20 protein-coding genes and 3 pseudogenes are annotated in these 25,386 nt (G+C 68.4%); 11 read left to right on the forward strand and 12 right to left on the reverse strand.

Features of this window, described 5'->3' with window-relative positions; genetic code table 11:
• A partial coding sequence (locus tag R6V09_RS13420; RefSeq protein ID WP_317881622.1) for an FAD binding domain-containing protein occupies positions 1-656 on the reverse strand: 656 nt, incomplete at its 3' end.
• Positions 657-817: 161 nt separating this feature from the next.
• Between R6V09_RS13420 and R6V09_RS13425 the strand changes: the two genes are divergently transcribed.
• The gene (locus R6V09_RS13425; protein ID WP_317881623.1) at positions 818-2,008 is read left to right on the forward strand and encodes an RNA-guided endonuclease InsQ/TnpB family protein; all 1,191 of its coding nucleotides are present in this window, start codon (positions 818-820) and stop codon (positions 2,006-2,008) included.
• Positions 2,009-2,086: 78 nt separating this feature from the next.
• Here the strand turns inward: R6V09_RS13425 and R6V09_RS13430 are convergent, their stop codons facing one another.
• From R6V09_RS13430 to R6V09_RS13440, 3 genes are all read right to left on the reverse strand, one after another.
• Complete coding sequence (locus R6V09_RS13430; RefSeq protein WP_317881624.1) at positions 2,087-3,484, reverse strand: MFS transporter; 1,398 nt, start codon at positions 3,482-3,484, stop codon at positions 2,087-2,089.
• 126 nt (positions 3,485-3,610) lie between these two features.
• Positions 3,611-4,879 (reverse strand): FAD-dependent oxidoreductase, encoded by a 1,269-nt coding sequence (locus R6V09_RS13435; protein ID WP_317881625.1) that lies wholly within the window; start codon positions 4,877-4,879, stop codon positions 3,611-3,613.
• 55 nt (positions 4,880-4,934) lie between these two features.
• On the reverse strand, positions 4,935-5,966 hold the full coding sequence (locus R6V09_RS13440) for a hypothetical protein (protein WP_317881626.1): 1,032 nt from the start codon (positions 5,964-5,966) through the stop codon (positions 4,935-4,937).
• A gap of 577 nt (positions 5,967-6,543) precedes the next feature.
• Between R6V09_RS13440 and R6V09_RS13445 the strand changes: the two genes are divergently transcribed.
• Entirely contained in the window at positions 6,544-7,116 is a 573-nt protein-coding gene (locus R6V09_RS13445; RefSeq protein ID WP_317881627.1) for a GNAT family N-acetyltransferase, read from the forward strand.
• A gap of 421 nt (positions 7,117-7,537) precedes the next feature.
• On the opposite strand, the gene R6V09_RS13450 is transcribed toward R6V09_RS13445, so the two are convergent.
• Positions 7,538-8,476, reverse strand: a complete 939-nt coding sequence (locus tag R6V09_RS13450) for a serine protein kinase RIO (RefSeq protein WP_317881628.1) — start codon at positions 8,474-8,476, stop codon at positions 7,538-7,540.
• 1,054 nt (positions 8,477-9,530) lie between these two features.
• The gene (locus tag R6V09_RS13455; protein ID WP_317881629.1) at positions 9,531-10,139 is read right to left on the reverse strand and encodes a hypothetical protein; all 609 of its coding nucleotides are present in this window, start codon (positions 10,137-10,139) and stop codon (positions 9,531-9,533) included.
• Between the two features lie 564 nt (positions 10,140-10,703).
• On the opposite strand from R6V09_RS13455, the pseudogene R6V09_RS13460 reads away from it, so the two are divergent.
• From R6V09_RS13460 to R6V09_RS13470, 3 genes and pseudogenes are all read left to right on the forward strand, one after another.
• Positions 10,704-11,503 (forward strand): annotated as a pseudogene (locus R6V09_RS13460) (transposase family protein); the annotation flags it as partial.
• A 71-nt stretch (positions 11,504-11,574) separates the two neighbouring features.
• Positions 11,575-11,838, forward strand: a complete 264-nt coding sequence (locus tag R6V09_RS13465; RefSeq protein WP_317881630.1) for a recombinase family protein — start codon at positions 11,575-11,577, stop codon at positions 11,836-11,838.
• Positions 11,810-11,959, forward strand: a complete 150-nt coding sequence (locus R6V09_RS13470) for a hypothetical protein (RefSeq protein WP_317881631.1) — start codon at positions 11,810-11,812, stop codon at positions 11,957-11,959. Before R6V09_RS13465 ends, R6V09_RS13470 begins: the two co-directional genes overlap by 29 nt.
• Before the next feature lie 107 nt (positions 11,960-12,066).
• Here R6V09_RS13470 and R6V09_RS13475 read toward each other — a convergent pair whose 3' ends face one another.
• Positions 12,067-13,932: a glycoside hydrolase family 5 protein gene (locus R6V09_RS13475; RefSeq protein WP_317881632.1), complete on the reverse strand. Its 1,866-nt coding sequence runs from the start codon at positions 13,930-13,932 to the stop codon at positions 12,067-12,069.
• 310 nt (positions 13,933-14,242) lie between these two features.
• The gene (locus R6V09_RS13480; RefSeq protein WP_317881633.1) at positions 14,243-15,592 is read right to left on the reverse strand and encodes a PQQ-like beta-propeller repeat protein; all 1,350 of its coding nucleotides are present in this window, start codon (positions 15,590-15,592) and stop codon (positions 14,243-14,245) included.
• Between the two features lie 236 nt (positions 15,593-15,828).
• Here R6V09_RS13480 and R6V09_RS13485 point away from each other — a divergent pair.
• Positions 15,829-16,088: pseudogene (locus R6V09_RS13485) on the forward strand (hypothetical protein); the annotation flags it as partial.
• Here R6V09_RS13485 and R6V09_RS13490 read toward each other — a convergent pair.
• Positions 16,019-16,452: pseudogene (locus tag R6V09_RS13490) on the reverse strand (transposase); the annotation flags it as partial. The pseudogenes R6V09_RS13485 and R6V09_RS13490 overlap by 70 nt on opposite strands.
• Positions 16,453-16,484: 32 nt before the next feature.
• A complete protein-coding gene (locus tag R6V09_RS13495) occupies positions 16,485-17,330 on the reverse strand; it encodes an aminoglycoside phosphotransferase (RefSeq protein ID WP_317881634.1) in 846 nt (281 codons plus the stop codon).
• A 580-nt stretch (positions 17,331-17,910) separates the two neighbouring features.
• Between R6V09_RS13495 and R6V09_RS13505 the strand changes: the two genes are divergently transcribed.
• The 3 genes from R6V09_RS13505 to R6V09_RS13515 all read left to right on the forward strand — a co-directional run bounded on the left by R6V09_RS13505 (position 17,911) and on the right by R6V09_RS13515 (position 20,001).
• Entirely contained in the window at positions 17,911-19,197 is a 1,287-nt protein-coding gene (locus R6V09_RS13505) for an MFS transporter (RefSeq protein WP_317881635.1), read from the forward strand.
• Positions 19,198-19,310: 113 nt separating this feature from the next.
• Positions 19,311-19,571: a hypothetical protein gene (locus R6V09_RS13510; RefSeq protein WP_317881636.1), complete on the forward strand. Its 261-nt coding sequence runs from the start codon at positions 19,311-19,313 to the stop codon at positions 19,569-19,571.
• Positions 19,558-20,001, forward strand: a complete 444-nt coding sequence (locus R6V09_RS13515) for a hypothetical protein (RefSeq protein WP_317881637.1) — start codon at positions 19,558-19,560, stop codon at positions 19,999-20,001. Before R6V09_RS13510 ends, R6V09_RS13515 begins: the two co-directional genes overlap by 14 nt.
• A 284-nt stretch (positions 20,002-20,285) precedes the next feature.
• On the opposite strand, the gene R6V09_RS13520 is transcribed toward R6V09_RS13515, so the two are convergent.
• Both R6V09_RS13520 and R6V09_RS13525 read right to left on the reverse strand, forming a co-directional pair.
• Positions 20,286-20,660, reverse strand: a complete 375-nt coding sequence (locus R6V09_RS13520; protein WP_317881638.1) for a hypothetical protein — start codon at positions 20,658-20,660, stop codon at positions 20,286-20,288.
• A 323-nt stretch (positions 20,661-20,983) separates the two neighbouring features.
• Entirely contained in the window at positions 20,984-22,552 is a 1,569-nt protein-coding gene (locus R6V09_RS13525) for an oleate hydratase (RefSeq protein WP_317881639.1), read from the reverse strand.
• A 1,009-nt stretch (positions 22,553-23,561) separates the two neighbouring features.
• Here R6V09_RS13525 and R6V09_RS13530 point away from each other — a divergent pair.
• Positions 23,562-24,965 carry a diacylglycerol/lipid kinase family protein gene (locus tag R6V09_RS13530; protein WP_317881640.1) on the forward strand — a complete coding sequence of 468 codons (1,404 nt, stop codon included), beginning with the start codon at positions 23,562-23,564 and terminating at the stop codon, positions 24,963-24,965.
• The coding region (locus R6V09_RS13535) for a phosphatase PAP2 family protein (RefSeq protein WP_317881641.1) at positions 24,958-25,386 on the forward strand (429 nt) is incomplete at its 3' end. The genes R6V09_RS13530 and R6V09_RS13535, both read left to right, overlap by 8 nt.

Raw genomic sequence — 25,386 nt, forward strand, 5'->3', positions numbered from 1 at the left:
CCGCCGAGTGCCACCCGGCCCCCGCGCACCTCGCCGTTCTCCACATCGAGGTCGACCGCGGCGGCCACGAGGGCGAAGTCCCCGCGCCGTTCGGCGAATTCGGTGAGGGCGGCGTGCGGTGCGGGTCGGGGGAAGACGATCTCGACGAGGATCTCGTCCGGGTCGAGGGCCGTTGTGTAGTAGCCGTGGAAGAAGTCCCCGGCGGGGATGGTGCGTTCACCCTGCGGCCCGCGTGCCACGAACTCCGCGCCGAGCGTCACCGCGAGCAGGCACCACTCGGCGGTGGCGTCGCCGTGCGCCATACTGCCGCCGACCGTGCCACGGGTGCGGATCGGGAGGTGCCCGATCCAGGTCATGGTCTGCCGCAGGACCTCGAAGCCCGCCCCCAGCACGCCGGCCGGGTCGCTCTCCACTGTGTGGTGGGTGGTGAGCGCCCCGATGCGTAGTCCGCCGTCGGCGTCCCGGTGCATCCGGTCCAGTTCCCGCAGGCCGCCTATGTCGACGAGGTGGCGCGGCCGGGCCAGCCGGTAGTTCATCATCGCGACGAGGCTCTGGCCGCCGGCGATGACCTTGGCGTCGTCGCCGAGTTCGGCCAGCAGTCGTGCGGCGCCGTCGACGTCGCGGGCCCGGTGGTACTGGAAGGGGGCGGGCTTCATCGGGGCTTTCCTTCGTGGATACTCCCGGCTTCAGCCGGGGGAGGAAACGAAGCTCTCGTGAAGCAGGGCAGGGAAAGTCGGTTCGCCGTCAGGGCGGTCCGGCGTCCACCGTTTACTGGCCGACACCTACCACTCACACGGGAGCTGATAGAACGTGAGGCATGACGCAGCAGGTCAAGCGGGCGTTCAAGTACCGCTTTTACCCCACGGATGAGCAGGCAGCGGAGCTGTCGCGCACGTTCGGCTGCGTCCGCCTCGTCTATAACAAGGCGCTGGAAGAGCGCACACGGGCCTGGTACGGAGAGCAGCGCCGCGTTTCCTACGTGCAGTCGTCGGCCGCGCTGACGGAGTGGAAGAAGACCGAGGAACTCGCCTTCCTGGCCGAGGTGTCCTCCGTCCCGCTTCAGCAGGCGCTGCGCCACCTCCAGACGGCGTTCGGGAACTTCTTCGCCAGGCGCACGAAGTACCCGCGCTTCAAGTCCCGGAAGACATCCCGCGCGTCGGCCGAGTACACCCGCTCCGCCTTCACATGGCGCGACGGCCGCCTGACTCTGGCCAAGATGGCCGGTCCGCTGGACATCCGCTGGTCGCGCCCCCTCCCGGAGGGCAGTGAGCCGACCACGGCGACCGTGTCCCGCGACAGTGCCGACCGCTGGTTCGTGTCGCTGCTGTGCGACGACCGCGTTGCTCCGGCTCCGGCCACGACGAATGCGGTCGGTATCGATGCGGGCATCACGTCGCTCGTGACCCTGTCCACCGGGGAGAAGGTCACCAACCCCCGGCACGAGCGGCGCGACCGCGCCCGTCTCGCGAAGGCGCAGCGGGAGTTGTCCCGGAAGACGAAGGGCTCCGCGAACCGGGAGAAGGCCCGCAAGCGTGTCGCCGAGGTCCATGCGCGGATCGCCGACCGGCGCCGCGACCACCTGCACAAGCTCACCACCCGGCTCGTCCGTGAGAACCAAACGGTCGTGATCGAGGACCTCACCGTCCGCAACCTGCTGAAGAACGGCAGGCTCGCACGCGCCATCAGTGACGCGTCGTGGACGGAACTGCGCTCCATGCTGGAGTACAAGTGCGCCTGGTACGGGCGTGAACTCGTCGTGGTCGACCGGTGGTTCCCCAGCTCGAAGCTGTGCGGGGCCTGCGGCACGGTTGCGGCGAAGATGCCGCTGAACGTCCGTGAGTGGACGTGTGACTGCGGTGCCGTGCATGACCGCGACATCAACGCGGCCTGCAACATCAAGGCGGCCGGGCTGGCCGTCTCGGCCTGTGGAGCTGGTGTAAGACCTCAAGGGAGTTCTCCTGGCGGGCAGTCGGCGTTGAAGCAGGAACCCCTACGGCGCGAGCCGTAGGAATCCCCCTCCTTCAGGAGGGGGACGAAGTCAAGGTCCTCCGTAAGTTGATGGGTGGGCGGTCCGGGAGGCCGTGCTTCAGAGGGCCGGCTGCTCGGCGACGCTTAGCCGCGTGAGGGCCGGCGGCTCCTCCTCGTTGGCGTCGAGGACCCGGCCCTTGGTCTCCGGTGCGGCGAACGCCATCCACACGACGGCCAGCAGTACCGCGACCCCCAGCACTGCGAAGGTCGTCGCCAGCCCCAGCGCGGGCCACATGAGCGAGCCGAACAGCATCGGGGCGAATCCGGTGAGCGCCCGGCTGACCGACGAGGCCCAGCCGAAGCCGCTGGCGCGCAGTTCGGTGGGGTACAGCTCGGAGGCGTACGCGTACAGGGCGGGGATGGTGAGCTGGATCAGGAAGCCGAAGACGCCGATCGCCACGACGGACCCGGTCGGCATGTCCATCACCAGCGCGAACACGACCAGCGCGAGGGACGCGATCGGTGCCGAGACCCCGATGAGCCACTTGCGGCCGACGACGTCGACGAGTGCCGTGGACACCAGCACGCCGATGATGCCGACCCCGCTCATTAGGGTGGTCTTCATGAAGGCCGCCGTGTCACCGAGGCCCTCGTCCTTGAGGATCGTCGGCATCCAGCTCAGGGCCGCGTAGTAGACCAGCATGATCGTGGCGAACAGCAACCAGGCCGCGGAGGTGATGCGCGGGCTGAACCGCCATATGCGGCGCAGCTGTTCGGCCGCGGCTGCCACTCCGCGCGGACCGGTCTCGGCGACGGGCTCCGGGATCGAATACAGCACGGCGGGTGCGCCGGTACGGGCGACCAGGTCGTCGATGACCTGCCTGGCCTCCGCCTCGCGGCCCTTCTTCGCCAGGTAGATCGGCGACTCCGGGATGCCACGGCGGGCCCAGAACAACAGCAGCGCGGGCACGACCATCGTCGTCAGCATCCACCGCCAGTTCTCGTCGACCGACAGCAGCGCCGTCGACACGAACCCGCACAGCGTCACGCCCACCGGCCACCACACATCGAGCCCGGTCAGCACCCGGCCCCGGTACTTGCGCGGCGAGAACTCGCTGACCAGCGCGTAGTCCACGGGGATACAGCCGCCGAGGCCGATGCCTGCGAGGAAGCGCAGGGCCAGGAAGACGGGGTACGTGGGCGAGAGCGCGCCGAGGACGGAGAAGACGGCGAAGATCAGCAGCGTGACGCTGAACGCCTTCTTCCGGCCGATCCGGTCCGCGACCGAGCCCCAGACGATTGCACCCACGGCCATGCCGACGAGGTTGGCGGTGGCGACGTACCCACGATCGCTCAGCGAGAGGTCGAAGTGCTCACCCACCAGCGGCATCAGGAAGCCGTTGAGGGCGATGTCGTAGGCGTCGAAGAGGTAGCCGAGGCCGCCGATGATGAAGATCTTTCCCTGGACGGGCCATTTCCAGGGGAGTTCCTGAACTATCTGATCGCCTGTTTTCACGTTCGCTCCACGGTGTTGCGTGTCTGGTACGTGCCGCACGGTTGCGGGCGCGCCTTTTCGCGGGGCTCCGGCGTGCGGACCGGATGGTGCGTGCAGGGGGTGGCAGTTCTGAGGGAGGTGGCCGGCTCAGCGGGCGAACTGGTAGGAGAACGCGCCGAGATCGGGGTCGTTGAGCGGCGTGCCGGACCACAGCCAGTCGTAGGAGAGGTCCGACTCGCCGTCGAAGTTCCTCAACCTCTCGTCCCTGGCCCGCTGTTCGGGGCCATCGGGCAGGTGGTAGAAGGTCTTGTTGCGCAGGGACGCGTCCTGGACCATGCCGGCGTGCTTGGCGCGCCGGTCGACGTAGCGGCGCAGCGCTCCCTCGACGCCGGCGGACGTCACCGCGCCGAGTTCCTCGGCCAGTACGGCGGCGTCCTCCATGGCCTGTGAGGCGCCCTGTGCCTGGTAGGGGAGCATCGCGTGGCAGGCGTCGCCGAGGAGGGCGACCCGGCCGTCCGTCCACACCGGGTCGCGGCGCCGGTGGTGGAGCGCGAAGGCGGAGACGTCCTCCTTCGCCTTGGACAGCATGGCCGGTACGCGGTCGTCCCAGCCGGGGAATGCGTCCACGAGGTCCTGTGCGGTCGCGGACACGCTCCACTTCTCGGCGACCTCGTCCGTGCAGGGCACGCACGCCACGACGTTGAGGTACTCGCCGCCGCGGATCATGTAGTGCACGAGGTGCCGGTCGGGGCCGTACCAGATGGTGCTCTGGAAGCGGTCCACGAGCCAGCGCGTCGCCGGGTCGGCGGCGATCAACTCCCCTGGGATCAGGGCCCGGTAGGCCATCTCGCCGGAGAACTGCAGGGTGTCGGGGGCGCTCATCAGGTCGCGGGTCCGTGAGCGGATGCCGTCGGCGCCGATGAGTACGTCGCCGGTGTACCGGTGTCCGTCCTCGGTGACCGCGACGGGACGTTCGGGGTCGGTGCGGTCCAGCTCGACGACCTTGCTCCCGGTGTGCACCTGGACGACCGGGCCGGGGCCGGCGGGGTCGATGCACGCGTCCAGCAGGACGCGGTGGAGATCGGCCCGGTGGTAGTGCCAGTAGGGGGCGTTGAACTGGTCCTTGCAGCGCTGCCCGAGCGAGGTCAGTCCGATGATGCGGCCGTCCTTCCACCGCCGTCGGACCTGGTCGAGCGGCTCGGTGTGGATGGCCTCCATCTGCGGGCGCAGCCCGAGTCCCATCAGGACGCGGCTCGCGTTGGGCGCCGTCTGGATGCCTGCGCCGGCCTCGCCGAGCTCGGACGCCTGCTCCAGGACGGTGACCCGCAGACCGCGCTGCCGCAGTGCCAACGCGGTGGTGAGCCCGCCGAGACCTCCTCCGACGACGGTGACTTCGTACGACTGGCTGGGCGCCACACTTCCTCCAACTCGCGTGCGGGTACGGGTGGTTCGGGGGAGAGGGGTGACGTGGTCAGTCGCCGGTGAGCTTTCCGGCGGTGACGACCTCGGTGTCGTCGACCGTGACGGTGCAGCCGCGCATCGCGATGTCGAGGTGGGCGTACGACTCACGTCCGAGGACGGGGTGCGGGCCCGTCGACCAGAGGAAGTTGCCGGCGAAGGCGCGGGCGTCCATGCCCATCAGGTCGTCCTTGCCGTACATCGCCGTGGCGAACCAGTCGGCGGTGCGCATCAGGCCCCAGCCCATGTGGGAGAGGCTGCGCGCCCACTGGTCCCGGGCGTCCTCGAAGAACGTCGACAACAGTTCGGCCTCGGCGCCGCCGGACACCTTCTCGATGTGCCCGCTGGTGATCTGGAGGGTGACGGGGGAGCGGACGTACTCCTTGAAGGGCAGCAGGATGTCGCCCTCGGCGAGCACGATCTGCCCGTCGGAGATCTCCGGCCAGCACAGCACCATCGTGCTCGGCCAGTGGTCCCAGCGGCCCGGGTCGTCGGCGAAGCCGCACTGGAACTCCGGCTTGGATCCGGTGAGTTGGACGGTGAGGTCGGTCCCCGCGTCCGAGGTGACCCGCATGACGGACGACCGCTTCAGCAGGTCGACGCCCTCCAACACCTCAGCCTTGTCGCCCTCCTTGGGCAGGTTGCGGATCAGCACGTCGGGGGCGTCGCAGACGAAGATGATGCGGGTACCGGCGCGCAGGATCTCCTGCTGGACCGGCGCGTGGATGAAGCCTTCGCGGGTCAGGTCGACGACCAGGTCGGCCGACTTCAACAGGTCCTGCGCGGTGCTGTCGTTGAGGACGGAGACCAGGCCCGGGCCCGCACCGGTGTGGGTGCTCGGCATCGGCGCGGGGCTGCCGCCCGGCACGGTCGCGGAGATGACATGAGCTCCGCACGCCTTGGCGGCGCCGAACGCGGCGGCGACATAGTCGCCGCGGCTGCCGGGCTCGGACAGCACCACGACGTGCTCGCCGCTGCGCAGTTTGCACAGCCGTAGCTCGCGGGTGAAGGCGTCGAGCAGGTCGACGGACGAAAGATCGAACACGGGCTTCTCCAGGTTTCGCCGAGGGGTGCCGACCGTGCTCTTCGGCGGGCTGCGGACATGGCGCAGGCACGCTCCGGGCACGGCGGCGGGAGGGAGAGCGAACAGGGGGAGAGTGGAGGGGGACGGGGAGCGGAGGCAGGGTGTATTGACCCCGCGGTGCATGGGTTGAGCAGCGGATTCGGGGCGGTGGGGTGCCGTCCGACAGAGATAATCCGAGCACGTACTATCTCGCCTTGGCAAGGGGTCGCGCGCCGAGTTAACACGGTTATTTCGTGACGGTCCGTCAGGGGAGACGCGAACTTCCGGCCTGATCTGGGCTTCGCGTGCGCAACGGTCTCGGGCGCTTGTTACGCCGGGGTGAACTGTGCGGGCGAGCGAAACTCAAGCGCCTAGTCGGCCTCGGATTTCTCGACGAGACCGAACCTGGATTGTTCCAACAGCCCCCGGCCCCAGGCACGTACCGCTCCCACCGACGAGCGGACACGTCGTTCTGCCGGCCCGTCGAGAAAATCCATTGCGGGTGGCCCGCATCGGATGTCTGCTTGATCGGCCACCGATCACGGGACGGAACACGAGTATGTCGCTGCCCACTCCCTCGTTGCACACCGCTCGCCTTCGACTGCGTCCATTCGAAGACGCGGATGCGGACGACCTCTTCGCACTGCACAGCAGCGCCTACGTGCTGCGTTACTGGGACTCGCCACCGTGGAGCGAACCCGTGCGCGCCGAGAAGTTCGTCGCGGCTTGCCGGCAGATGGCACAGGAGGGCACCGGGGCGCGGCTCGCCGTGGAACGTGTCTCCGACGGGGCGTTCATCGGCTGGTGCAGCCTGAAAAGGTGGAATCCGGAGTACCGCAGCGCGTCGCTGGGCTACTGCTTCGACGATGCGGCGTGGGGCCACGGCTACGCGACCGAGTCCGCGCGCGCCTTGCTGCGGTGGGCATTCGACACGCTGGACCTGAATCGCGTCCAGGCCGAGACCGATACGCGCAACGTGGCGTCTGCCCGCGTGCTGGAGAAGCTCGGCTTCGTGCGTGAGGGGACGTTGCGGGAGGACTGCGTCGTCAACGGCGAGGTCTCTGACTCGTGGGTCTACGGGCTGATCGCGCGGGAGTGGCTGCCGTCGTCCGAGCCGGTTCCCGCCCACTGAGTCCCGTCGCCCGGCACCGGACCGTCGTGGGCCGCGCCGCCGGTCGACGTGGCCTTGCCGTAGGCGAGTTCCTTCTCCCGCGCGATCTCCACCGGGTCCACCAGGCCTGTCCGGCCACCTCCAACGGAGCCTGGGCCGGACCGCCTTGGCCGGCTGGGCGAACCAACTCGCCGTGGCAGCGGCTGCGGTGGAGCCGGCCGTCTCGGGAGGCGGCGGCGCTCGCCGCCGGACCGAGCGCCGCGAGAACGCCCGTCGTCAGACCGGCCGCCTGTACTGACCGACGCGTTGCACGCCACGCTGCGGGTGGGTTTCGTACATGGTTCGGCCTCAACTTGTCACGGTTGTGATCGTCACCGCGGGCCGGCGGACCGGATGACTCCGTGTCCGCGCAGGCACGGGGAGGACTGGCTGGGCGCCTGGTTCAGAAGGCGTGTGCCATCAGTTCCGCGAACAGCGCGTGCTCGTCGACATCGAGGCCCCGCGAGCGGAACCAGCCGCAGATGTTGGCGCAGTCGCGCTGGAGGAAGGTCATCCCGTTGAGGTTGCCGACCAGGTCGACGATCTGTGGCAGGTCGATGATGACCAGCCGCTCGCCGGCCGCCAGGATGTTGTACGCCGAGAGGTCGCCATGCACGAGGCCGTTCTGCACCATCGTCGCGAGCGCATCGGTGAGTTGCTCGAAGTACGCCGCCAGCAGTTCGGGTGAGGGCCGGGTCTGGGCGAGCCGGGGCGCGGTCTGGACGGCGCCGTCCTCGTCGAGGCTGGTGATCCATTCCATCAGGATCTCGGTGCCGTCGATCTGGACCGGGTAGGGAACCGGCAGTCCGAGGTTCCAGAGCCGCACCAGCGCAGCCCACTCGGACACCGCCCACTCGCCGGCGGCGACCTGCCGGCCGAAGGTGCTCTTCCGTTTGACGGCCCGCTCGTCACGCGAGCGTTTCATCGAGCGGCCCTCGGTGTAGGACGCGGCACGGTGGAAGGACCGGTGCTCGGGGGAGCGGTACCGCTTGGCCGCCATGACGACGCCGGCGGCGGGGTCGAGCGGGTCGGCGCGCTCGACGAGGTGGACGTCGGCCTCCTTGCCGGTCTTCAGGACGCCGAGTTCCGTGTCGATCGCGCCTTGCGAGGTCACCACCCAGTCCGGGAGGGGCTCGGGGCCTCGGCAGAGAGGTTCGACGCTGAGCCAGGTCGACCAGCGCTGGCCGTCGGCGAGGTCGTCGTAATGACGGAAGTCGAAGACGAACCGTTCGTCGACGTCGCCGAGATCCTGCGACGGTGGGACGGACCGGTAGGCGTCGGCGGTGAAGGCGTCAGGAAATGCCGGGTACTGAGGGTGCTGCGGGAGATCGTCGTGAGACATCGCTGGAGGTACTCCATGAGGTGAGAGGGAGGCTGGCTGTGGGCAGGCCGAAGACAGTCGTGATCACGGTCGTGCCTCCTCTCGTGGAGCACCGGGCAGCTCCCGGTGGCTCGCCCATGGTGAGGGCCGGACAGGGGGAGCGGCAACCGAATAAAACGGCGAGCGGCAAGGGAATGGAGTCGGCCCGCGTCGAGCGACCCCGGCGGTGCCGTAGGCATCCGGCGTGGTCCTCCGTACCAGGTCGGCCCAGCCCTGTTCGGGTTGAGACGGGCGTCGCTGGCCGGACCCGCGGTGGCCCAGCGGGCCCCGGCCCCCGGTGGGAGCGGGACGGCAGACCCGTACCTGCCACAGGACGGCAACGGCGGCATCGACGTGCCGCACTACGACGTCCGGAACGGCTGCTCCTTCCAACACCGGGCGTCCACAGGGGCCGGCCGACGCGGAGCCCGATGCCGGACGTGGCACACGTCCCCGTGATCAGCATTCGGGCTGGCCGGTAGAGGCGCCGCCGTACACGGCGGACGAACTTCGGCGAAGCAGTCCGCCGGGGTGGGTAGGCCTGGTAATAGCGCCGGCCGATCAGTTCAGGCGGCGGCCGGATGTCCGGCGGCCTCGCCGGTGACGTCCCGGCGCATGGCGGTCATACCCAGGTCTGCCATGCGGGTCACGAAGTCGGCGGTGAATCTGCAACAACATTCGCGGCTTCGATGGTGGTCCGGCGGATACAGGAGGATCCGCCGGACCACGACTTGGAGCCGGAGCCCTTGGCGGCGCCGGCTTATCGATTCTCAACTATGTTGTTTTGTTCGTCGATACCGTACTACAACCGCCACATTTGATAGTGCAAGCAAGACCGTCCAAATCGTCAATTCAGGAATCCCGATTCCCGCACCAAAGACTCCCAGAATCACGATAAACGCGACCCATATGCCGACTATTTTCAGGATGAGACCTTTCACGGTCAATCTCCTTGGCTCCGTCTGATACCAGGGTGCCGTTTCAGTTCTGGTCTGGCAGTGAACCGAACCGGCACCCCGATCACAACACCCGGATGTTACCCGCTACCGTACTTGTAGGAATAGCCCCCAGACCCCTTGACGGTGATCTTGGACCAGGGATAGACGTCCGCGTAGCAGCCGTACTTGGCTATGCAGTATTGAAGGTGGCGCTGCATCAAGTTGTAGGCGGACGATGTCCCTGTCGATGTGGTCTGGTTCGTTGTGCGTTCTTTCACCTGCACCATGCCCTGCTGCTGTGAAAGGTAGTCGTAGCGGTAGCCCCAGCTGGTGACATGGGAGCCGTTGTAGGCGAAGTTGACCACGTGGTGCCAGGTGAAGATCGTGCTGCCCAACAAGCTGTACTTCTTGACCCAGACGTCGACCTCATTCCAGGTGGTCGTCGCTCTGCCCACCGTGCTGCTGCCCTCATCCGGTACCGCGGGCAGTATGACCTCGTCGGACGCGTCGTAGTCCGCCCCAGAGGGAAGTTCGTCCGCCGTCAGATGTTGCTCGCCCGCGGTTGCGACCGTTTTCTCAGTGACCAGATTGCTCTCCGGTATCGACGGGTCCGGCACTTGGTCAGCGATTGTCGGATCGGTCTTGATGTAATCGAGATCAGCCTGAGTCCAGGTACCGTCTGCAACTCTCTGCAGAGCGGCAGTCATTGCCGGGTCCGTAGTGTCATCCGCACTTGCCGGCACAGTCCCCAGTGCGAGCAACGTGCCGGCGACGGTTCCGACCGCGACTCTCGAAAAAACTCTCCATATTGTTCTTCGACGCAAGGGAAAGCCCCCTCTGTAAGTCAGAGATTCCCCTCAGTCGCATTTGCGACTGATCACTCCCTGACGCCCCAAAATCTACAAGGGGCTGACGTGGGCATGCAAGTAAAAGAGATGTCAAGACTCCCAATTCGCTGCCATGAATTCGAAATGAAAACTTTGCCAATTCGGGCATCTGTGCCCGTTTTCTTAACTTCTGCGAACAATGGACGCCGCCGATTGGCGTCGAAGCTCAGGAGACCCTCAAATTCAGAAGTAAGGATTCCGCTTGGTGTGGATGGGGCGAATGTATCTGCACTTTGTTCCGCTGGGTCTTTCCCGGTAAGCGGTGGTTGCTCGTCGTGATCGCGATGTTGGCGTTGCGGGCCGGGGTGTCCCCAAGTCCGGGCAGGCGTAAGGCCCCTGGTAGGAACGATCTCGCGACAGACTGTCCTGACCGAGGGGCCTCACGTGTCGGTCAATGTCACATATGCCGCCCTGCTCGATGTGAAGCGGTTCACCGCCGAGCATCTGGCCCGGCTGTTGCGAGAGCGCCGGATCGCGGTCAGGACGCGCAAGGGACGGCGGGCGCTGAGCTGCCTTTGTCAGGCGATGCTCGTCCTGCGCTGGTTCATCGGCGGCACCCGTTTTTCCCCAACTCGCCCGCGACAACGGCCTGTCGGCCTTCACTGCCTACCGCTACCTCCATGAGGGGCTGACCGTTCTGGCGGCCGGGGTACCCGACCTCGCGACCGCGCCGGAGCGCGCGAAGACGGCCGGGCTGACCCACCTGAACCTGGACGGCACCGTCATCCGCGTCGATCGCGGGTCCGCCCCGGGCTCCAACCGCACGGACCTCTGGTGGTCGGGAAAACGCCAGCACCATGGCGGGAATGCACAGGTCATCGCCACCCCGGACGGCTGGCCGATCTGGGTCTTCTCGGTCCGCCCGGGCAGGGAACATGACACCACCTGCGCCCGCCACCACGGCCTGATCGACGCCCTCGACCGGATCGCCGCCGAACTGGACATGCCGACCCCGGTCGACGTCGGCTACGAGAACGCCGGCGACGGCTTCCGTTACCCCTTCAGGAAGCCCGCCGGAGACGAGCTGACCGAGACCCAGCAGACGTACAACAAGGTCATAGGTCATCCGCGGCATCCATGGCGTCTGTGAGCGCGCCAACTCCCCGCTCAAGGCCACCTTTAAGGCACAACGCCTGGTCAGCCTCAACCCCAGCCGTATCACGAAGATCGCCGCCGCAGCCCTCGACATCGACTCAAGATCCGCCCGCTGCGGCGACCTCGTCTCCGGCGATAGGGCACTTTTCCCCCTGGGGGCATGCGCGAAGGAGGCGTCCTCAGGGTCACCCGGCTCGGCCGGCTCTCCCGTTCCGTCCTGCACCTGATCACCCTCGGCGCCGACCCATGCCAACACGGCATCGGCCTGCACGTCATCGAGCAGGGCATCGACACCTCCACCATGGAAGGCCGCGCCATGTTCGGCATGCTCGCAGACCCCCAGCGAGAGCTGATCGTGGCGAACACCAACGACGGGCTCGTCTCCGCGCGGGCCCGTGGCCGAGCAGCTCTATGGCGCCCGTGAGAAGACCGTCCAGCAGATCGCCGACACGTTCAACGCCCCCCGCTCCACGGTCTACGGACACCGCGACAAGACCAAGACGGTGTCCCGCCAGCCGAAGAAGACCACTGCGCCGAAGCCCTGAAAGATACCGGCGGGTTACTTGTCACCTGGTTCGCTGCTCGTCAACGGCACCCCCTGTTGTGCCGATCACCGCCCGCCGGCCCGCCCGGCACCATTTCTCCGCGTGGCTCAGAGGGTCAGTTTGCGGCACAACAGGGCCGCGGGGCCCGGCGAGCTGCCGGTGCGGGTGGTGTACGCGATGCCTGCGGCGTACTCGTCGGCCGCGCACTGGCCCTTGTAGTCGCCGACGGCGAAGTCACCGCCACCGGCGTCGCCGGGCCGGCTGTCGGACCGGTCGAACCACACGGTGCGCCCCGCTCCCGCGAGCACGGCACCGGCGGGAGCGCAGAGGGCCGCCGACGTCCGCGCACCCCGGTGGCTGTAGCCGATGAGGAACTGGCCCTGGCCGCATTGGAGTTTGGTGTATCCGGAGGCCCAGTCGCCACCCTGGGGGACGTTGCGCTCGTCGGTGACGACCGTCTGGGCGCCGTCGGCGGCACGCAGGTCGCCCGCGGTGATGTCCGTGCACAGTCCCCGACCCGAGGTGTGCCCGAGGCCGATCAGCCGCAGCCCGTCCGGGCAGGCCGCCTTGGCGGCGCCCGGGTCCCAGTCGCCGGTGGCACGCACCCGTACGGACTCGACCTGGTCGCCGTGCTCGGTGGCGAGCATCTGCCAGGCGGGCACGGGGGCTACCGGACCGCTGAGCGAGGCGGCGGATATGAGCCGCTGCCACCCGGTGGCGCGCCAGTCCGCGTCGTCCAGGAGGCCGTGGCGGGTTCCGTCCGTGTCGTAGCGCAGCAGGGCCCAGTCGTCGTGGCCCTGCCAGCCGACCAGCGGCCAGTAGGCGAAGTCGGCGTCGTGGTCGGCGAAGTAGTCGGTGACGTTGCCGAACCAGGTGCGTGCCGCGGTGCCGGTCTCACCCGCTCCGACGCCGAACTCGCTGATCCACACGGGGGCGGTGTAATGCTTGCCGCCCTCTTCGGAGACGAAGAATGCCTCGTCGTACAGGGCCTGGAACAGTGCGTCGCGACTGAGATCCTGGTAGCGGGGATCGCTGGTCTCGCCGATGCCGGTGGCACCGCTGTGGTTGGGCCCGGTGTAACCGTAGAAGTGGGCCGAGTAGACGAGTTTGTGGGCGGCCACCAGGGTGTGCGAGAGCGTGCGCGCGGGGGTGAGCAGGGGGCGGCCGTGTGCGAATCCGTCGATGGGCAGGCCGGTCCAGTTGATGCCCTCGATGACGATGAGCAGGTTCGGGTTCGCCTCGGTGAGGATGCGGTCGGCGGCGAGTTGAGCGGCGGCGTACCAGTCGTGCTCGTCGCCGCCTCCCCAGTTCGGGTCGTTCCAGACGTCGCGGCGTACCTCGTTGTAGAGGTCGGCTCCCACCACGCGGGGGTCGGCGGCGTAGCGGCGGGCCATGAAGACCCAGTCGTCCGCCCACTGCTGGGTCGACTGACTGCTGTTCCACCGCTCGTTGCCGTCGATCCCGCAGCACCAACGGGAGGTGTTGGTGTGGTTGTTCAGGATGACGGCGAAGTCGGCCGAGGTCAGCGCGGAGACCACGGCGTCGAACACCTCAAGCGGCGTCCGGCCGCGCAACTGCGGGTTGGCTGTCACGGCGGCATCCGGTACGGCGGCGGTGTCATGGATCATCTCGTTGGAGAATGGCAGCCGGATGCTGTTGATGCCCAACTTGTGGAAGTCGGCCATCAGTTGGGCAAGGGGCACGCGGTCCAGGCCCAGGGGGATGCCGTAGGAGTTCTGCCCGGCGTGGTGATTGGCGCTGTCGGCCTCGCTGCCGCTACCGGTCCAGGAGCCCTGGGCGCCGTCCCAGTTGGCCGACTTCAGCCGGAACCGGTTGCCGTTCGCGTCGACGATGTAGCGCCCGCGCGTGGACAGGGGCGCCTGCCAGGAACCCTCGGCGGCGCCGGACGCGCCGGTGTCCACCGAAGCCGCAGAGGCAGCTCCGGTGGACGGGAACAGCAGGGAAACACCCATCACGAGTAGTGTCAGGTACCGGACAAGTTTGGTCATGGGGTGCCCTTCGTGCCGATACCGATGGATGACGGCGCTCTCGAAATCCCGCAGCAGCCGCCCGGGGGGACAGTACCTGTGGCCTGTGGACCCGTCGACGGACAAAGCGCGCAGTCGACTTCGGCATCCTGGACCAGGGTGAGGCCCGGCCGAGGTGAGCGTGTTGATCAGACAGGAGACCGTCGGGTATGAGGTCAGGGCGGGCAAACCCACCACCCTGCGGATGCTCGTGGGCCTGCACTCACCGGTCAGCGGTAGGGCTCTCGGCGTACTGTCAGGAGTTCCCGCGCCGTAGTGCGTACAGCGTTGCGCCGTGTTGGTCGTCGAGTGTCTTTCCGTTGGGGCCCGGGAACGGCAGGGCCAGAACGTAGAGCGTGCGGCCGTCCGGGCACGCCATGGCGTCGCCGTTGGCGGTCAGGGGGCGGTGCCAGCGGGAGGCGCCGGAGGCGAGGTCCAGGAAGGTGAGCGTGCCCTGTTCGGTGTACTTCGTGGCGCGGGTGGGGACGCAGATCGTGCCGCCGGTCAGGACCGGGCCCTTTGAACTGACCTGGGTTCCCATGTCGCGGGACCAGCGGCGATGGCCGGTGGCGGCGTCGAAGACCTGGACGACGTAGGAGCCGGTCAGTTCGGGGAACTTGTTGCCCCCGGCCAGGGCGGTGTCGCCGGAGACGAGGAGGGGATTCCGTACCAAGTCGATGTCGGTGTCCGACTGCCAGCGCACACGGCCCGTCGACATGTCAATGGCGGCGAGGGTGCTGCGGTACTGGTCCCCGTAGCGGCGAACCGCCGTGTACAGCGTGCCGCCGGCCCGCTGGATGTTCGACTCGGTGCCGACCGGCAGGTTTCCCGCCCGCCGCAGGACCTTTCCCGAAGCGGCGTCGAGCGTGATGAACGCGTTGTGCCCCTCGTCGGCGCTTGCGTTGCTCGGGCTGGCGGTGATGTGGAGTTCGCGTCCGGCCAGGACCGGGGTCCCCAGGAAGCCTTCCGAAGGGAACTTCCAGCGCAGCGTGCCGGTCGCCAGGTCCAACGCCCACGCCATCGACCCGTCGTCCTGCACCCCGCTGGTCAGGTGCAGCAGGCCGTTTCCGGTCACCGGCGCCGACGGTCCCGACGTCCTCGCGGGCAGTTGGGTGCTCCACCTGGTCCTGCCGGACTCGGTGTCCAGGGCGTGCAGGACGGTGTTCGAGGCCACGGAGGTCTGCCCGACCACCACGAGCATGACGTCCCCGGCCGGTGTCGGGGCGTGCTGGGTCAGACCGTCGAGTTCGCGTTCCCAGAGCACACGGCCCGAGGCCATCTCCAGGCCGTTCACCACCGTCCGCCCGCCCGTGCGGACCCCGTTGATGCAGACGACGCCCGCGCCGAACGCCGGGGCGGACTGGCTGGCGAGCCCCGACAGCGCCTGCCACCGCTTGCCTCCGGTGGCCTGATCCACCGCAGTCACCTCGCCGGTACCCGACAGGTACAGGACCCCGGCGTGCGTGTTCAGCGCCGCCGGATACAGGCCGTCCAGAGGCTTGGACCACACCTGCTCCCACGGCCACTGCGTTGCGCCGCCGTCGAGGAGCCGCCAGATGCCCACCCCGCCGGCCGCCGCAGCCAGGCCACCCGCTCCCAGAGCCATGAACCGCCGCCGCCCTGCGAACCGCCTTGGCGTTACCCCGTCAGCCGTCGTCATCCCGTCAGCCGCCTCCGCCCCACTCGGTCACACATGGCCCGCCCGATCCGCCATTCTTGCCCAACTAGCGGATTCTTAAAGGCACTTCAGGCATCAGGACCGTTGGGGCGGCGCCCTGCGCCGCTGCACAGATGGAGGGTGCCCCCTGCTGTTCCCAGCGCCGCTCCACATTCAGGAAGGGGCTCGACGAGGGGTATGCGCGGGCCGGCTCGTCCTACCGCCGTGGTGGCTACGGGACGCGGATGGCCGCCGCCGACACGGACGGAGAAGGTGCGCGGACTGTTCGTCTCGGAGTTCGGCAGGCCTAAGCGGACCTACGCACGGTCAGTTCTGGGGCGGTGACGTGGCCGCCAAGGTTGTGGAGTTCTACGGCAGACGCTTGCGCGGGTGGTGGTGGTTTCGGGGCGTGGTCCTTTTCGGGACGCGCGGCTTCTCCTTGCGGGCACCGGCCGCGTGCTGATGAGCACGGCAGGACGTCGAGTCCACGCCGACCATGCTCCAGTCGATCCGGCGGGCCGGCCAGGTCGGCGTCCGCTTTGACGGCCGTGAGGATCCGGTTCCACGAGCTGTCCGCCGACTACCGCGGCTGGCGTTCATAGACGGTTTTCCGTCCGCCGGAACGCTCGGGCAGGTCACGCCACGGTATGCGGGTGCGGACCCGGAACAGAATGCCGTTGATCACCCTGCGGCGGTCGTTCCACCGGCCACCGCGCTTCTCGGGCGAAGGCAGATGTGGCTCCAGCCAGCCGCACCCACTCCGCGCTCGTCAGATCACCCGCCCCATGCCGATACCAACGAGCCGGCAACCCGACTGTCTACATGATCCGCCGGACAGAACCTAACCCTGAAGCGCTGCGAACGTCTTTACCAGAACGTCGATTGCCCTTACGTACCGCTCTGGCTCACCAGGCTGAGCCCGCCCCGACGGTCCCGCGCTCTCGCTGTGTGCGACGAGCCTGAAGATCAGTGCACGAATCAGCATCTGCTGCCAGTCAGGATGATCGCTGCCACCCGTCAGCAGGTCGGACGGCAGATCGAACCACAGCAGACCATCTGCGACCACGATGGCCTCGGCGAACACCGGAGGCCGCCAATACGGCGAAAAGTCGATCACAGCAGGCACTTCGTCCGCAGCGAAGAGCACGTTGCCGGTGAGATCGCCGTGGATGAGCTGAGCTTCGTCCTGCTCCACCGGGCGCCTCAACTCCAGCAGAGCGGAGAACGGCGTGGCGAGGTCCTCGATCACGTCGATGTCCTGTTCGTTCCACGCGACCCGGTCGGCCACGGCCCAGGGGTGGGTACGCCGATCAAGGAAGTCGGGCCGGGGCATCTGTCGCAGGGCGGCATGGAAGGCACGGCCGGCGCTGAGCACACCAGTCCAGTGCTCCTGCGGACCGGGCCCACCGGTCAGAAACTCGCTGGCCGTCCAGCCGTCCACGACGCTCCGCCCGCCGACGGCCCGGAGCGGCAACGGGACGCGGAAGTCACTGCCGGGTGCCAGCGTCTCGAACAGGGAAGCAGCCCACTCGGCCTCGTCCTCGGCTCCCTCCGCAGGCTTGAACACAAACCCACCGACGAGAACGCTTCGTCCCTGCCCGCCGACCAGCGGGACAAGAGTGCCCTGCACGCCGAAGGCATCGAGGACGGCAGGGGGCGGGACGGCGTTGCTTGGCAGCTCGGTCACGCAGGGCATCCTGCCGACACCGCCTTGCCCAGTGCACCTTCTTTTCGCCCAGCACCGGCCTTCACACCGGCTCGCACCGTTCTTCGGGGTGAAGTGCCGAGAAGTCAGCCAGGGAGGAAGGAGGAAGATCGTGACCGGGATATTCCGAGGGTTCCAATACCCGACTGCACCATTGGCGATCTACCCGGCCGAGGCCATCAAGGCCCATCGCGCCTTCATCGCCCGCCGCAGGGCTACCCGACCCAGCGATGAGTATCGGTCACCGACCGAAGAGGAACGGGACCCCTTCCTTGCGCACTTCGAGAAGCGCAAGGTCTCCAGTCGAAGAGTGTGAGGGGGCGGCGGGGATCGCGGGCGTTGCTGCGGAGGGCGGCCGCGATGTTGGTGACGCCGGCGAGCTTCAGGGCTCCGATGGCGAGGTTGCGCCAGTCGGCCATGGCGCGGCGCGTTGCCGGTCCGCAGCTGGGAGGCGTCCTCGGCGAAGGCCCAAGCCGGCGGATCGGCAACGAGCCGGACATCACACGCCTACTCCGAGGCCCTGGCGTGGACATGGGTTATGGCTGATGCCACTATCGGGCGGATGCCTGCTGACAACAGAAGACATCCCTCGATCTGGCGTCATCGCGACTTCCTGTTGTTATGGGGTGGGCAGACGGTCAGCGAGATGGGGTCGCAAGTTACCGTCCTCGCCCTGCCGTTGGTCGCTGTCGTGTTGTTGGAGGCCTCCGCATTCCAGGTAGGCCTGTTGTCGGCTGCGGAGACGAGTGCGTATCTGCTGGTGGCGCTGCCGGCCGGGGCCATAGTGGACCGGGTCCCCAAGCTCCGGCTGATGATCTGGTGCAACCTCGCGCTGTTCCTGGTGATCGGCTCGGTGCCGCTGGCGCAGGCAGCCGGGGCGCTGACGCTCGCCCAGCTCTACGCCGTCGCGCTGGTCTCCAGCGTCTTCTCCGTGTTCTTCTCGGTGGCCTACCAGAGTTATCTGCCGGTGCTGCTCGACCGTAACCGGCTCATGGACGGCAACGGCAAGGTGGCCGTATCTCGGTCGGTCGCGCAAATTGCCGGGCCAAGTCTGGGCGCGGGGCTGGTAGCGCTGGTCGGCGCCGCGGGGGCGATGGCCGCCGACGCCCTCTCCTTCGCGTTGTCGGCGGGCTCGCTGACGGCTATCCGTACCCGCGAGCGACGCAGGCCCTCGGCCGAAGCCGACCGGCGGCCCGGGCTGTGGGCGCAGATCCGTGAGGGGCTCGCCTATGTCACCCGCGACCCCATCCTGCGGAACTCGGTGGCCTTCAACGGCACAGCCAACTTCTTCGTCATCATGGTGGAGACCCTCGGCCCGGTGTTCCTGATCCGCACGCTGCATCTGCGTCCTGCCCTGGTTGGGCTGCTGCTGGCGCTGGGGGCCGTCGGCGGGGTGGCCGGCGGCGTGGCGGCACGGTACCTCGCCCGGAAGGTCGGCTCGGCGAGGATCAGCTGGATCTCGATGACCGTGCTGTCCCTGCCCGGCCTTCTGATCCCGCTGGCCGGGCGCGGTTGGTGGGTGCTGCTGTTCGGCTTCGGCTGGATCTCGTGGACCTTCGCCTCCACCGTCGCGGGTGTCTCGCTGACCACTTACCGCCAGGCCGCCTGCCCGCCGGACATGCTCGGCCGGGTCAGCGCCGCCGCACGCTGGATCACCTGGGGCACACTGCCGCTGGGCGGCGTGGCCGGCGGCGCGCTCGCCACCGCCCTCGGCGTCCAGACCACCTTGTGGATCGCCGTCGCCGGCGGCTGCTGCGCGGGACTGTGGCTGTTCTTCTCACCATTGCGTGGCATGCGCGACATCCCTCTCGGAAAGCCCGAGCCCGCACCCGTCGGCGGAAAGCCGTAACGCCACCGCGACCTCGTCGGGCGGTCGCCTCCCACGGACCCCGAGTTGACGGATCGGTACGAACCAGGCATCACACAACTACGCCGAGGCCCTGCCTGGCCCAGCGCGGCCGGTTGGGGGAGATCCGCGACAACCTCGTTGCCCGCATCACCGAGGCCGAGGCCGAGGCCGAGCGCGAGGGTTGGCTCGGCGAGGTCGAAGGACTCCGGGTCAGCCTGGCTGGCGCCCAAGACGAACTCGGTCAAATGGACCGACGAACTCACGGCGGCACGGCGATCAGCCTTGGCGTGCCACGCATACCCCCAGCTCAACAACCCATCCGGGACAAGGAGGGAACAGCAGCGCTCAGACAATCAGTGGATGACCAGCAATGAGTTCGGGTTCGGCTGCGAGCAACGCGGCGGCGACGGCCCGCTCGTGATCCTCCCTCGCATCGGCGGAGCACCACTCACCGAGCTGATCGACAGCTTCGAGATCGCCGCCGGGATGCAGCCCGCAGGCGACGCCTACGGCGGTCTGATCCCGGAGTTCCTCCGGTTCGGCCCGATGCAGGACCACTTCATCGGACGGTCCACCAACGCGATGGGGCCGAAGACACCCCTTCTCGGTTGTGAATGCGGCGAGTGGGGATGCTGGCCACTCATGGCCCGTATCACTGCGACAGCCGACCTCGTGACCTGGGACTCCTTCGAGCAACCCCACCGCAAGACCCGCGACTACACGGCATTCGGCCCGTTCCACTTCGACCGTCAGCGATACGATGACGCCCTGCGCGCGCTGGACGCCGCAATCAGCTCTGACTAGAGGTAATCCGCGCCCGCGCCCGCTGGCGCTGGCGCTAGTTCAGAGAAGCCTGTGTTGTCAGGTGCCCCATGCTCCGTCTGCACCTGTCCCAGGAGCCCCGTCTGCTGGAGATCGAGACCAACCCCGCCGACGCCTGGGAGAGGCCCAGCGGATGCAGTGGCTCGGTGAGGTAGCCGACTTGCGGGAGAGCCTGCGGCACATCTCCGACAAGAAACAGCAGGCCGAATGGCTGCGAGCCCAAGTCGGCCGAGGTGAGGACGGGGTTGCTGACCTTGGTCAGGTCGTCACGACTCCGCGATGATCTGGGCCTTGAGCCGGTCATATTCGGCGACCGCGTCCGGCAGGTGATCGAAGAAGTCGTCCCAGAAACCGGATCGCTGCCACTCCTGGGGCGCCAGGGTCAGCCTGCCGTCGTCCAGTGCGGTGACCCAACAGGTCGGCATCCGATCGGACACGATCTCGAACATGTCCGCGTCCCACAGTCCAGGGGAGTCGATCTCGTCTCGTCTCGCACTGCGGTCAGGAAGGCGGAACAGGACGCGGGGCCGGGCGGCGAACACTTCGAGGACCGGGTATTCCTCGCCGATCCGCATCCCCGGATGCTCGCTCACTACCGTCGAGGTCCCGGGTCTGATGATCTTGACGCATCGGACGATCACCGCTGCAGCGTACGCAGTTCCCGGCCCCGCCGGCCTTCGGCCTGGGGACGACGCCTGGTTCAGCGCGACGGGGACCGATCCAGCGAAGTGCGGGTCAGCCAGGAGCACCACGCGGTCCGCTTCGACGTCAAAACCGAGCACCGGGTGACCGGAGTCCGTTTCCGACCCGAGCAGTACAGGTTGGCCCAAGCACCGTCCGATCGCCCGCAGGAAGCTACCCCGGCCGTGGTGGGCAGCGTCTCGACATCCTCGAAGAGCAGCGGCCGTTGGAGTGCGTTCCTGTCCGCTGCAACCCTCCTCGCCGGCAGGCCATGCGGCGGCGGTCAGTGCCGGTGGAGTGTCTCCAGTGCTTCGATGAGGACTTTGGGGTTGTGCTGGCCCTTGTACACAGGGGGCGGCTGCCGCTCAAGGCCGAGAAGCTGGGCGACGGCGGTCCATGCGGTGCGTACGGAGTACTCGACGGTGAAGACGACGTCGTCGGGGACTTCGGCGTACTGGCCGATGAAGGCGAGGTTGGTGGACTTCTCGGGGATCACCGGGGGCCGGTCGCCATGGCTGCGGACCAGGAACTGGCTGGTGATGTAGGGCATCAGGGCGGGAATGACGATCGACGTGTCGAGGATCTGCGGCGCCTGTTCGAAGCGCAGGTGGCACAGGACCTCGTCGAGGATCTCCCGGCCGGTGCACTGCCGCATCGGCTTCTTGACGAAGTCGCCCTCCTTGTCGGGGAAGAGGCCGTAGCCCCACCAGACGAAGGTGTCGGCGGGCTGCTCGCGGAAGTGCGGCTGGTGGTTGAGGACGATGGTCAGCAGCCAGTTGGAGTCCTTGAACGTGATCAGGCCGCCCTTGCCGGCCTCGCTGTGGCTGAAGTCCTCCATCAGCTTGAAGAAGGTGGGGTCCTTGGTGGTGACGGTGAAGGAGCCCCAGCAGGAGTCGGTGACGGACGACTCGAACACCTTGGGATTGCCCAGGCCGGGCCGCTTGGCCGCGAGGGTCTCCCACAGTTTCCAGGAGCCGCTCGACCCGGAGGTGTCGAGGACGGGGGCCGTGCCGGTCGAGCCGAGGGTGGAGTCCGCGGTCATCGATCCGTTGGTCACCATGACCAGGTCGCCGGGGCCGACGGGGATCTCCTCGCTGTGGCCCGCCCGGGTCACCGCGATGGCTGTGACCGTGAGCTCGTCCCTGCCCTTGGCGAAGGCCAAGTCGGTTACTCGGGTGCCGAGTTGGATGCTCACGCCCTGCTCGGTGAGCCACTTCAGCAGTGGGCGCACGATGGAGTCGTACTGGTTGAAGCGGGTGCGGTAGATCCCCGACATGGTGTCGAAGGTCTTGAAGAGGTGGACGAAGCGGTTGAGGTAGCGGCGGAACTCGATCGCGCTGTGCCACGGTTCGAAGGCGAAGGTGGTGCACCACATCCACCAGAAGTTCGTGCGGAAGAAGCCCTCGCTGAAGCAGTCGGTGATCCGCTTGCCGTCCAGCTCCCGCTCGGGCGTGGCCACGCACTTGACCAGTTCCAGGCGGTCGCGCTCGGAGAAACCCATCGAGTGCGCGTCCACGACCTTGCCGGTGGCGTCGACGAGGCGGGCGTGGTCGTCCCAGGCGAAGTCCTCGTGGAAGGCGAAGGTGTCCTCGGTGACCGACTTCGACGGATCGTCCAGGGAGGGGATCGAGCCGAGCAGGTCGTAGGTGCAGTCGAAGTGCACCTCGAACATGCGCCCGCCACGCATCGTGTATCCGGTCTCGGGCGAGCCGGCCGCGTCCAGGCTGCCGCCCTCACGCTCCTGCTCCTCCAGCAGCACGATGTCCGAGCCCGCGAACCCGCCGTCGCGGATCAGGAACGCCGCCGCCGACAGCGCCGCGATGCCGCTTCCCACCAGGTATGCCTTCGCCACGACACAACTCCCTGCTCCAGACCGGAACCATGAGCCCCCTTCACGGGGCGCGCCATATGCACCTTAAGTTCCGATGTGCTCACTCGCTCGGTGGGTGTCTGACGGTTGGCCCGTGCTGGGGCGGAAGGGTGGCCATCTGCCCTTCCGGATACCTGCCGGAAGTCGCTCCCGGGGCGCCGCCACGTGCGTGGGGGCGGTGAGCCCTGTCAGTGCTGCGGCGTACGCGGGTGTACCCGGAGCCGTCCCGCACGGCGCAGACGGATTGCCGGCCGGATCTGGTCCTTCCAGTGCACCCCGGTGCCACCTGGTGATTCCCGCCCGGCCATGGGGGCCTCGACGATGCTGTTGTCGTGGGCACTCCGCCGCCGTCTTGAACTCGGGTGCGGTCGGCGGTGGCGCCGATGAGGCGGCGCGGGTCGTGCAGGGCGTACGTGCCGTAGTCCGTGCCCGGCGCCGCCATGGCGACCGGGTTCCGATCCGGCCGGGCGGATCCTCGGTCCGGGCGGGCCGGCCCCGGCCCCGTTTCGCCACCCGCAGCCGCTTGCGGAAGCCGTTGTCCGACACGGTCGGCATGACCCGGCCTGTAGTCTTGATCCACTCTGCGATGTACTGCGATGTACGTTGTCGCGGCTCGGTCGATCACCGATGGGCGTGAGGAGACGGGGTGGCGGACAGGGACAACGAGGCCGGGAAACGCCGGACTCGCTGCATTAAGCGCGATGAGGTCGCAGCTCGAAGGCCTCGCCGTCGAGGGGGCGGGCACCGCACCCCGGACGCGTGGCGCGGGAGCCGCGTCGTGGACGTCGGCAGCTGGACGGGCGCGTACGAACACGCCACCATGATCGGCCTCGCGGCTTGAGGCCGTGTCGCCGACCGCATCCGGCCGAAGGCGAGGCGGGACACGCCACGTCACTTCCATGGACACCGACAGCAATCGCGGGTGTGACGGGCGGCCGTGGCACCCGCCAAGATGACGACCGTCCGACCCAGCCATGACCGGGAAGTGACAGTGAACGAGACCGGAACGACGCGTGAGACGGAGCGCCACGGACCCGGCACGGGTCTTGGCGCGGCGCGAGCCCTGGCCCGTCTCGCCCTGCTGTGCATCGCCGGGGCCGTGGCCGCCGTGGTGGCCGGCACCGGTCACTGGTTCATCCTGCTGTTCGGTCTGGCGGGTCTCGGGCTGGCCGGCGCCGGCTTGTGGTGGGCGTTGGCGCACCGCGGGTTCGCCCGGTTCCTCGGTGCCCTGCTGGCGATCGCCGCACCCGTCGGAGTCCTGGTGCTGTACGCCGTGTCGGGCCTGTGGCTGGTGGCGGTGGTCGCCCTCGCGGCGTGGACGGCCGCGCTCGGCTGCGCCAGGAGCGCCCTGCGCCGCCCGCGCAAGCCGCACGGCATGCACACCCGCACGGTGCGCCCACCCCGCCGGGCCGTGCTGATCATGAACCCGAGGTCGGGTGGCGGGAAGGTCGGGAAGTTCGGGCTCGTGGAGCGGGCCGAGGCACTGGGCGCGCGAGTGATCCTGCTCGACCTCGACACGGATCCGGTGGCACTGGCCCGGCAGGCCGTCGCCGAGGGAGCAGACCTGCTCGGTGTGGCCGGCGGCGACGGGACCCAGGCCCTGGTGGCGGGAGTGGCCGCCGAACACGGACTGCCGTTCATGGTCGTGACGGCCGGCACCCGCAACCACTTCGCCCTGGACCTCGGTCTGGACCGGGACGACCCGGTGAGCAGCCTGGAGGCACTCTCGGACGGTGTGGAACTCCGCGTCGACCTGGGAGACATCTCCGGCCGGCCGTTCGTCAACACCGCCTCGTTCGGTACGTACGCGCACATCGTGCAGAACCCCGACTACCGCGATGCCAAGGCGGTCACCGCCCTCGACCAGTTGCCGGACCTGTTGACAGGCGAGGCAGGCGCCGAACTCAGCGCCCGGACCGACGAAGAGCGGCTGGAGGCCCCACAGGCGGTGCTGGTCAGCAACAACCCCTACGCACGGGCCGACCCCCTGACCGGTGGCCGCAGGGAACGGCTCGACACGGGCGCGCTCGGCGTGATCGCGGTCAGGGTCGGGGGCGCGGTACAGGCCGCCGAACTGGCGCTGCTGGGGGAGCGGGCCAGCGGCATCACGACCCTGACGTCCCGCAGCGTCGTCGTGGAGTCCGACGAGGAGACCATCCCGGTGGCCGTGGACGGTGAGGCACTCGTCCTGCCCCCGCCCGTCGTGTGCACGATACGGCCTGGCGCGCTGCGGGTGCGCGTGCCGCGGGAACGTCCCGGGGCACCGTACGTCGCACCGGCCGTCGACTGGTACCGCGTGATGCGCCTCGCCTTCGACCGGTCGCCCTATGGACGCGAGAGCCACGACCCGGCAGCCCCCTCAGGCGACAAGAACCAGGAGCAGAGCGATGATTGACCGTCACTCGCGGGAACAACCAGTACCGCAGGGCCTGTTGCACGACCTCGCCAGCCTCGACCAGGCGCTCTACGAGGCCGTGACGGTCACCAGCACACCCGCACTGGACTCCGCGCTGCGCCGGCTGTCCGCGGCGGCCGATCACTCCAAGATCACCCTCCTGATCGCCGCCACCCTGGCTCTGCGCCCCGGCCGCTCCCGCCGCGCCGCGGTGCTCGGCGTAGCGGCTGTCGCCGTCGCGTCCACCACGGCCAACCTGCTCGGCAAACGTCTTGTACGGCGGCCACGCCCGCACCGCGCCGAGGACTCGCCCTTTCCGGGTCGGCACGTTCCCATGCCGGCGTCCGCCTCGTTCCCTTCCGGCCACACGGCCTCGGCCGTCGCCTTCGCCGCGGCGGTCGGGCCCGCGTTCCCGGCCGTC

It is taken from the genome of Streptomyces sp. W16 (assembly GCF_033194735.1).
Taxonomy (GTDB): domain Bacteria; phylum Actinomycetota; class Actinomycetes; order Streptomycetales; family Streptomycetaceae; genus Streptomyces.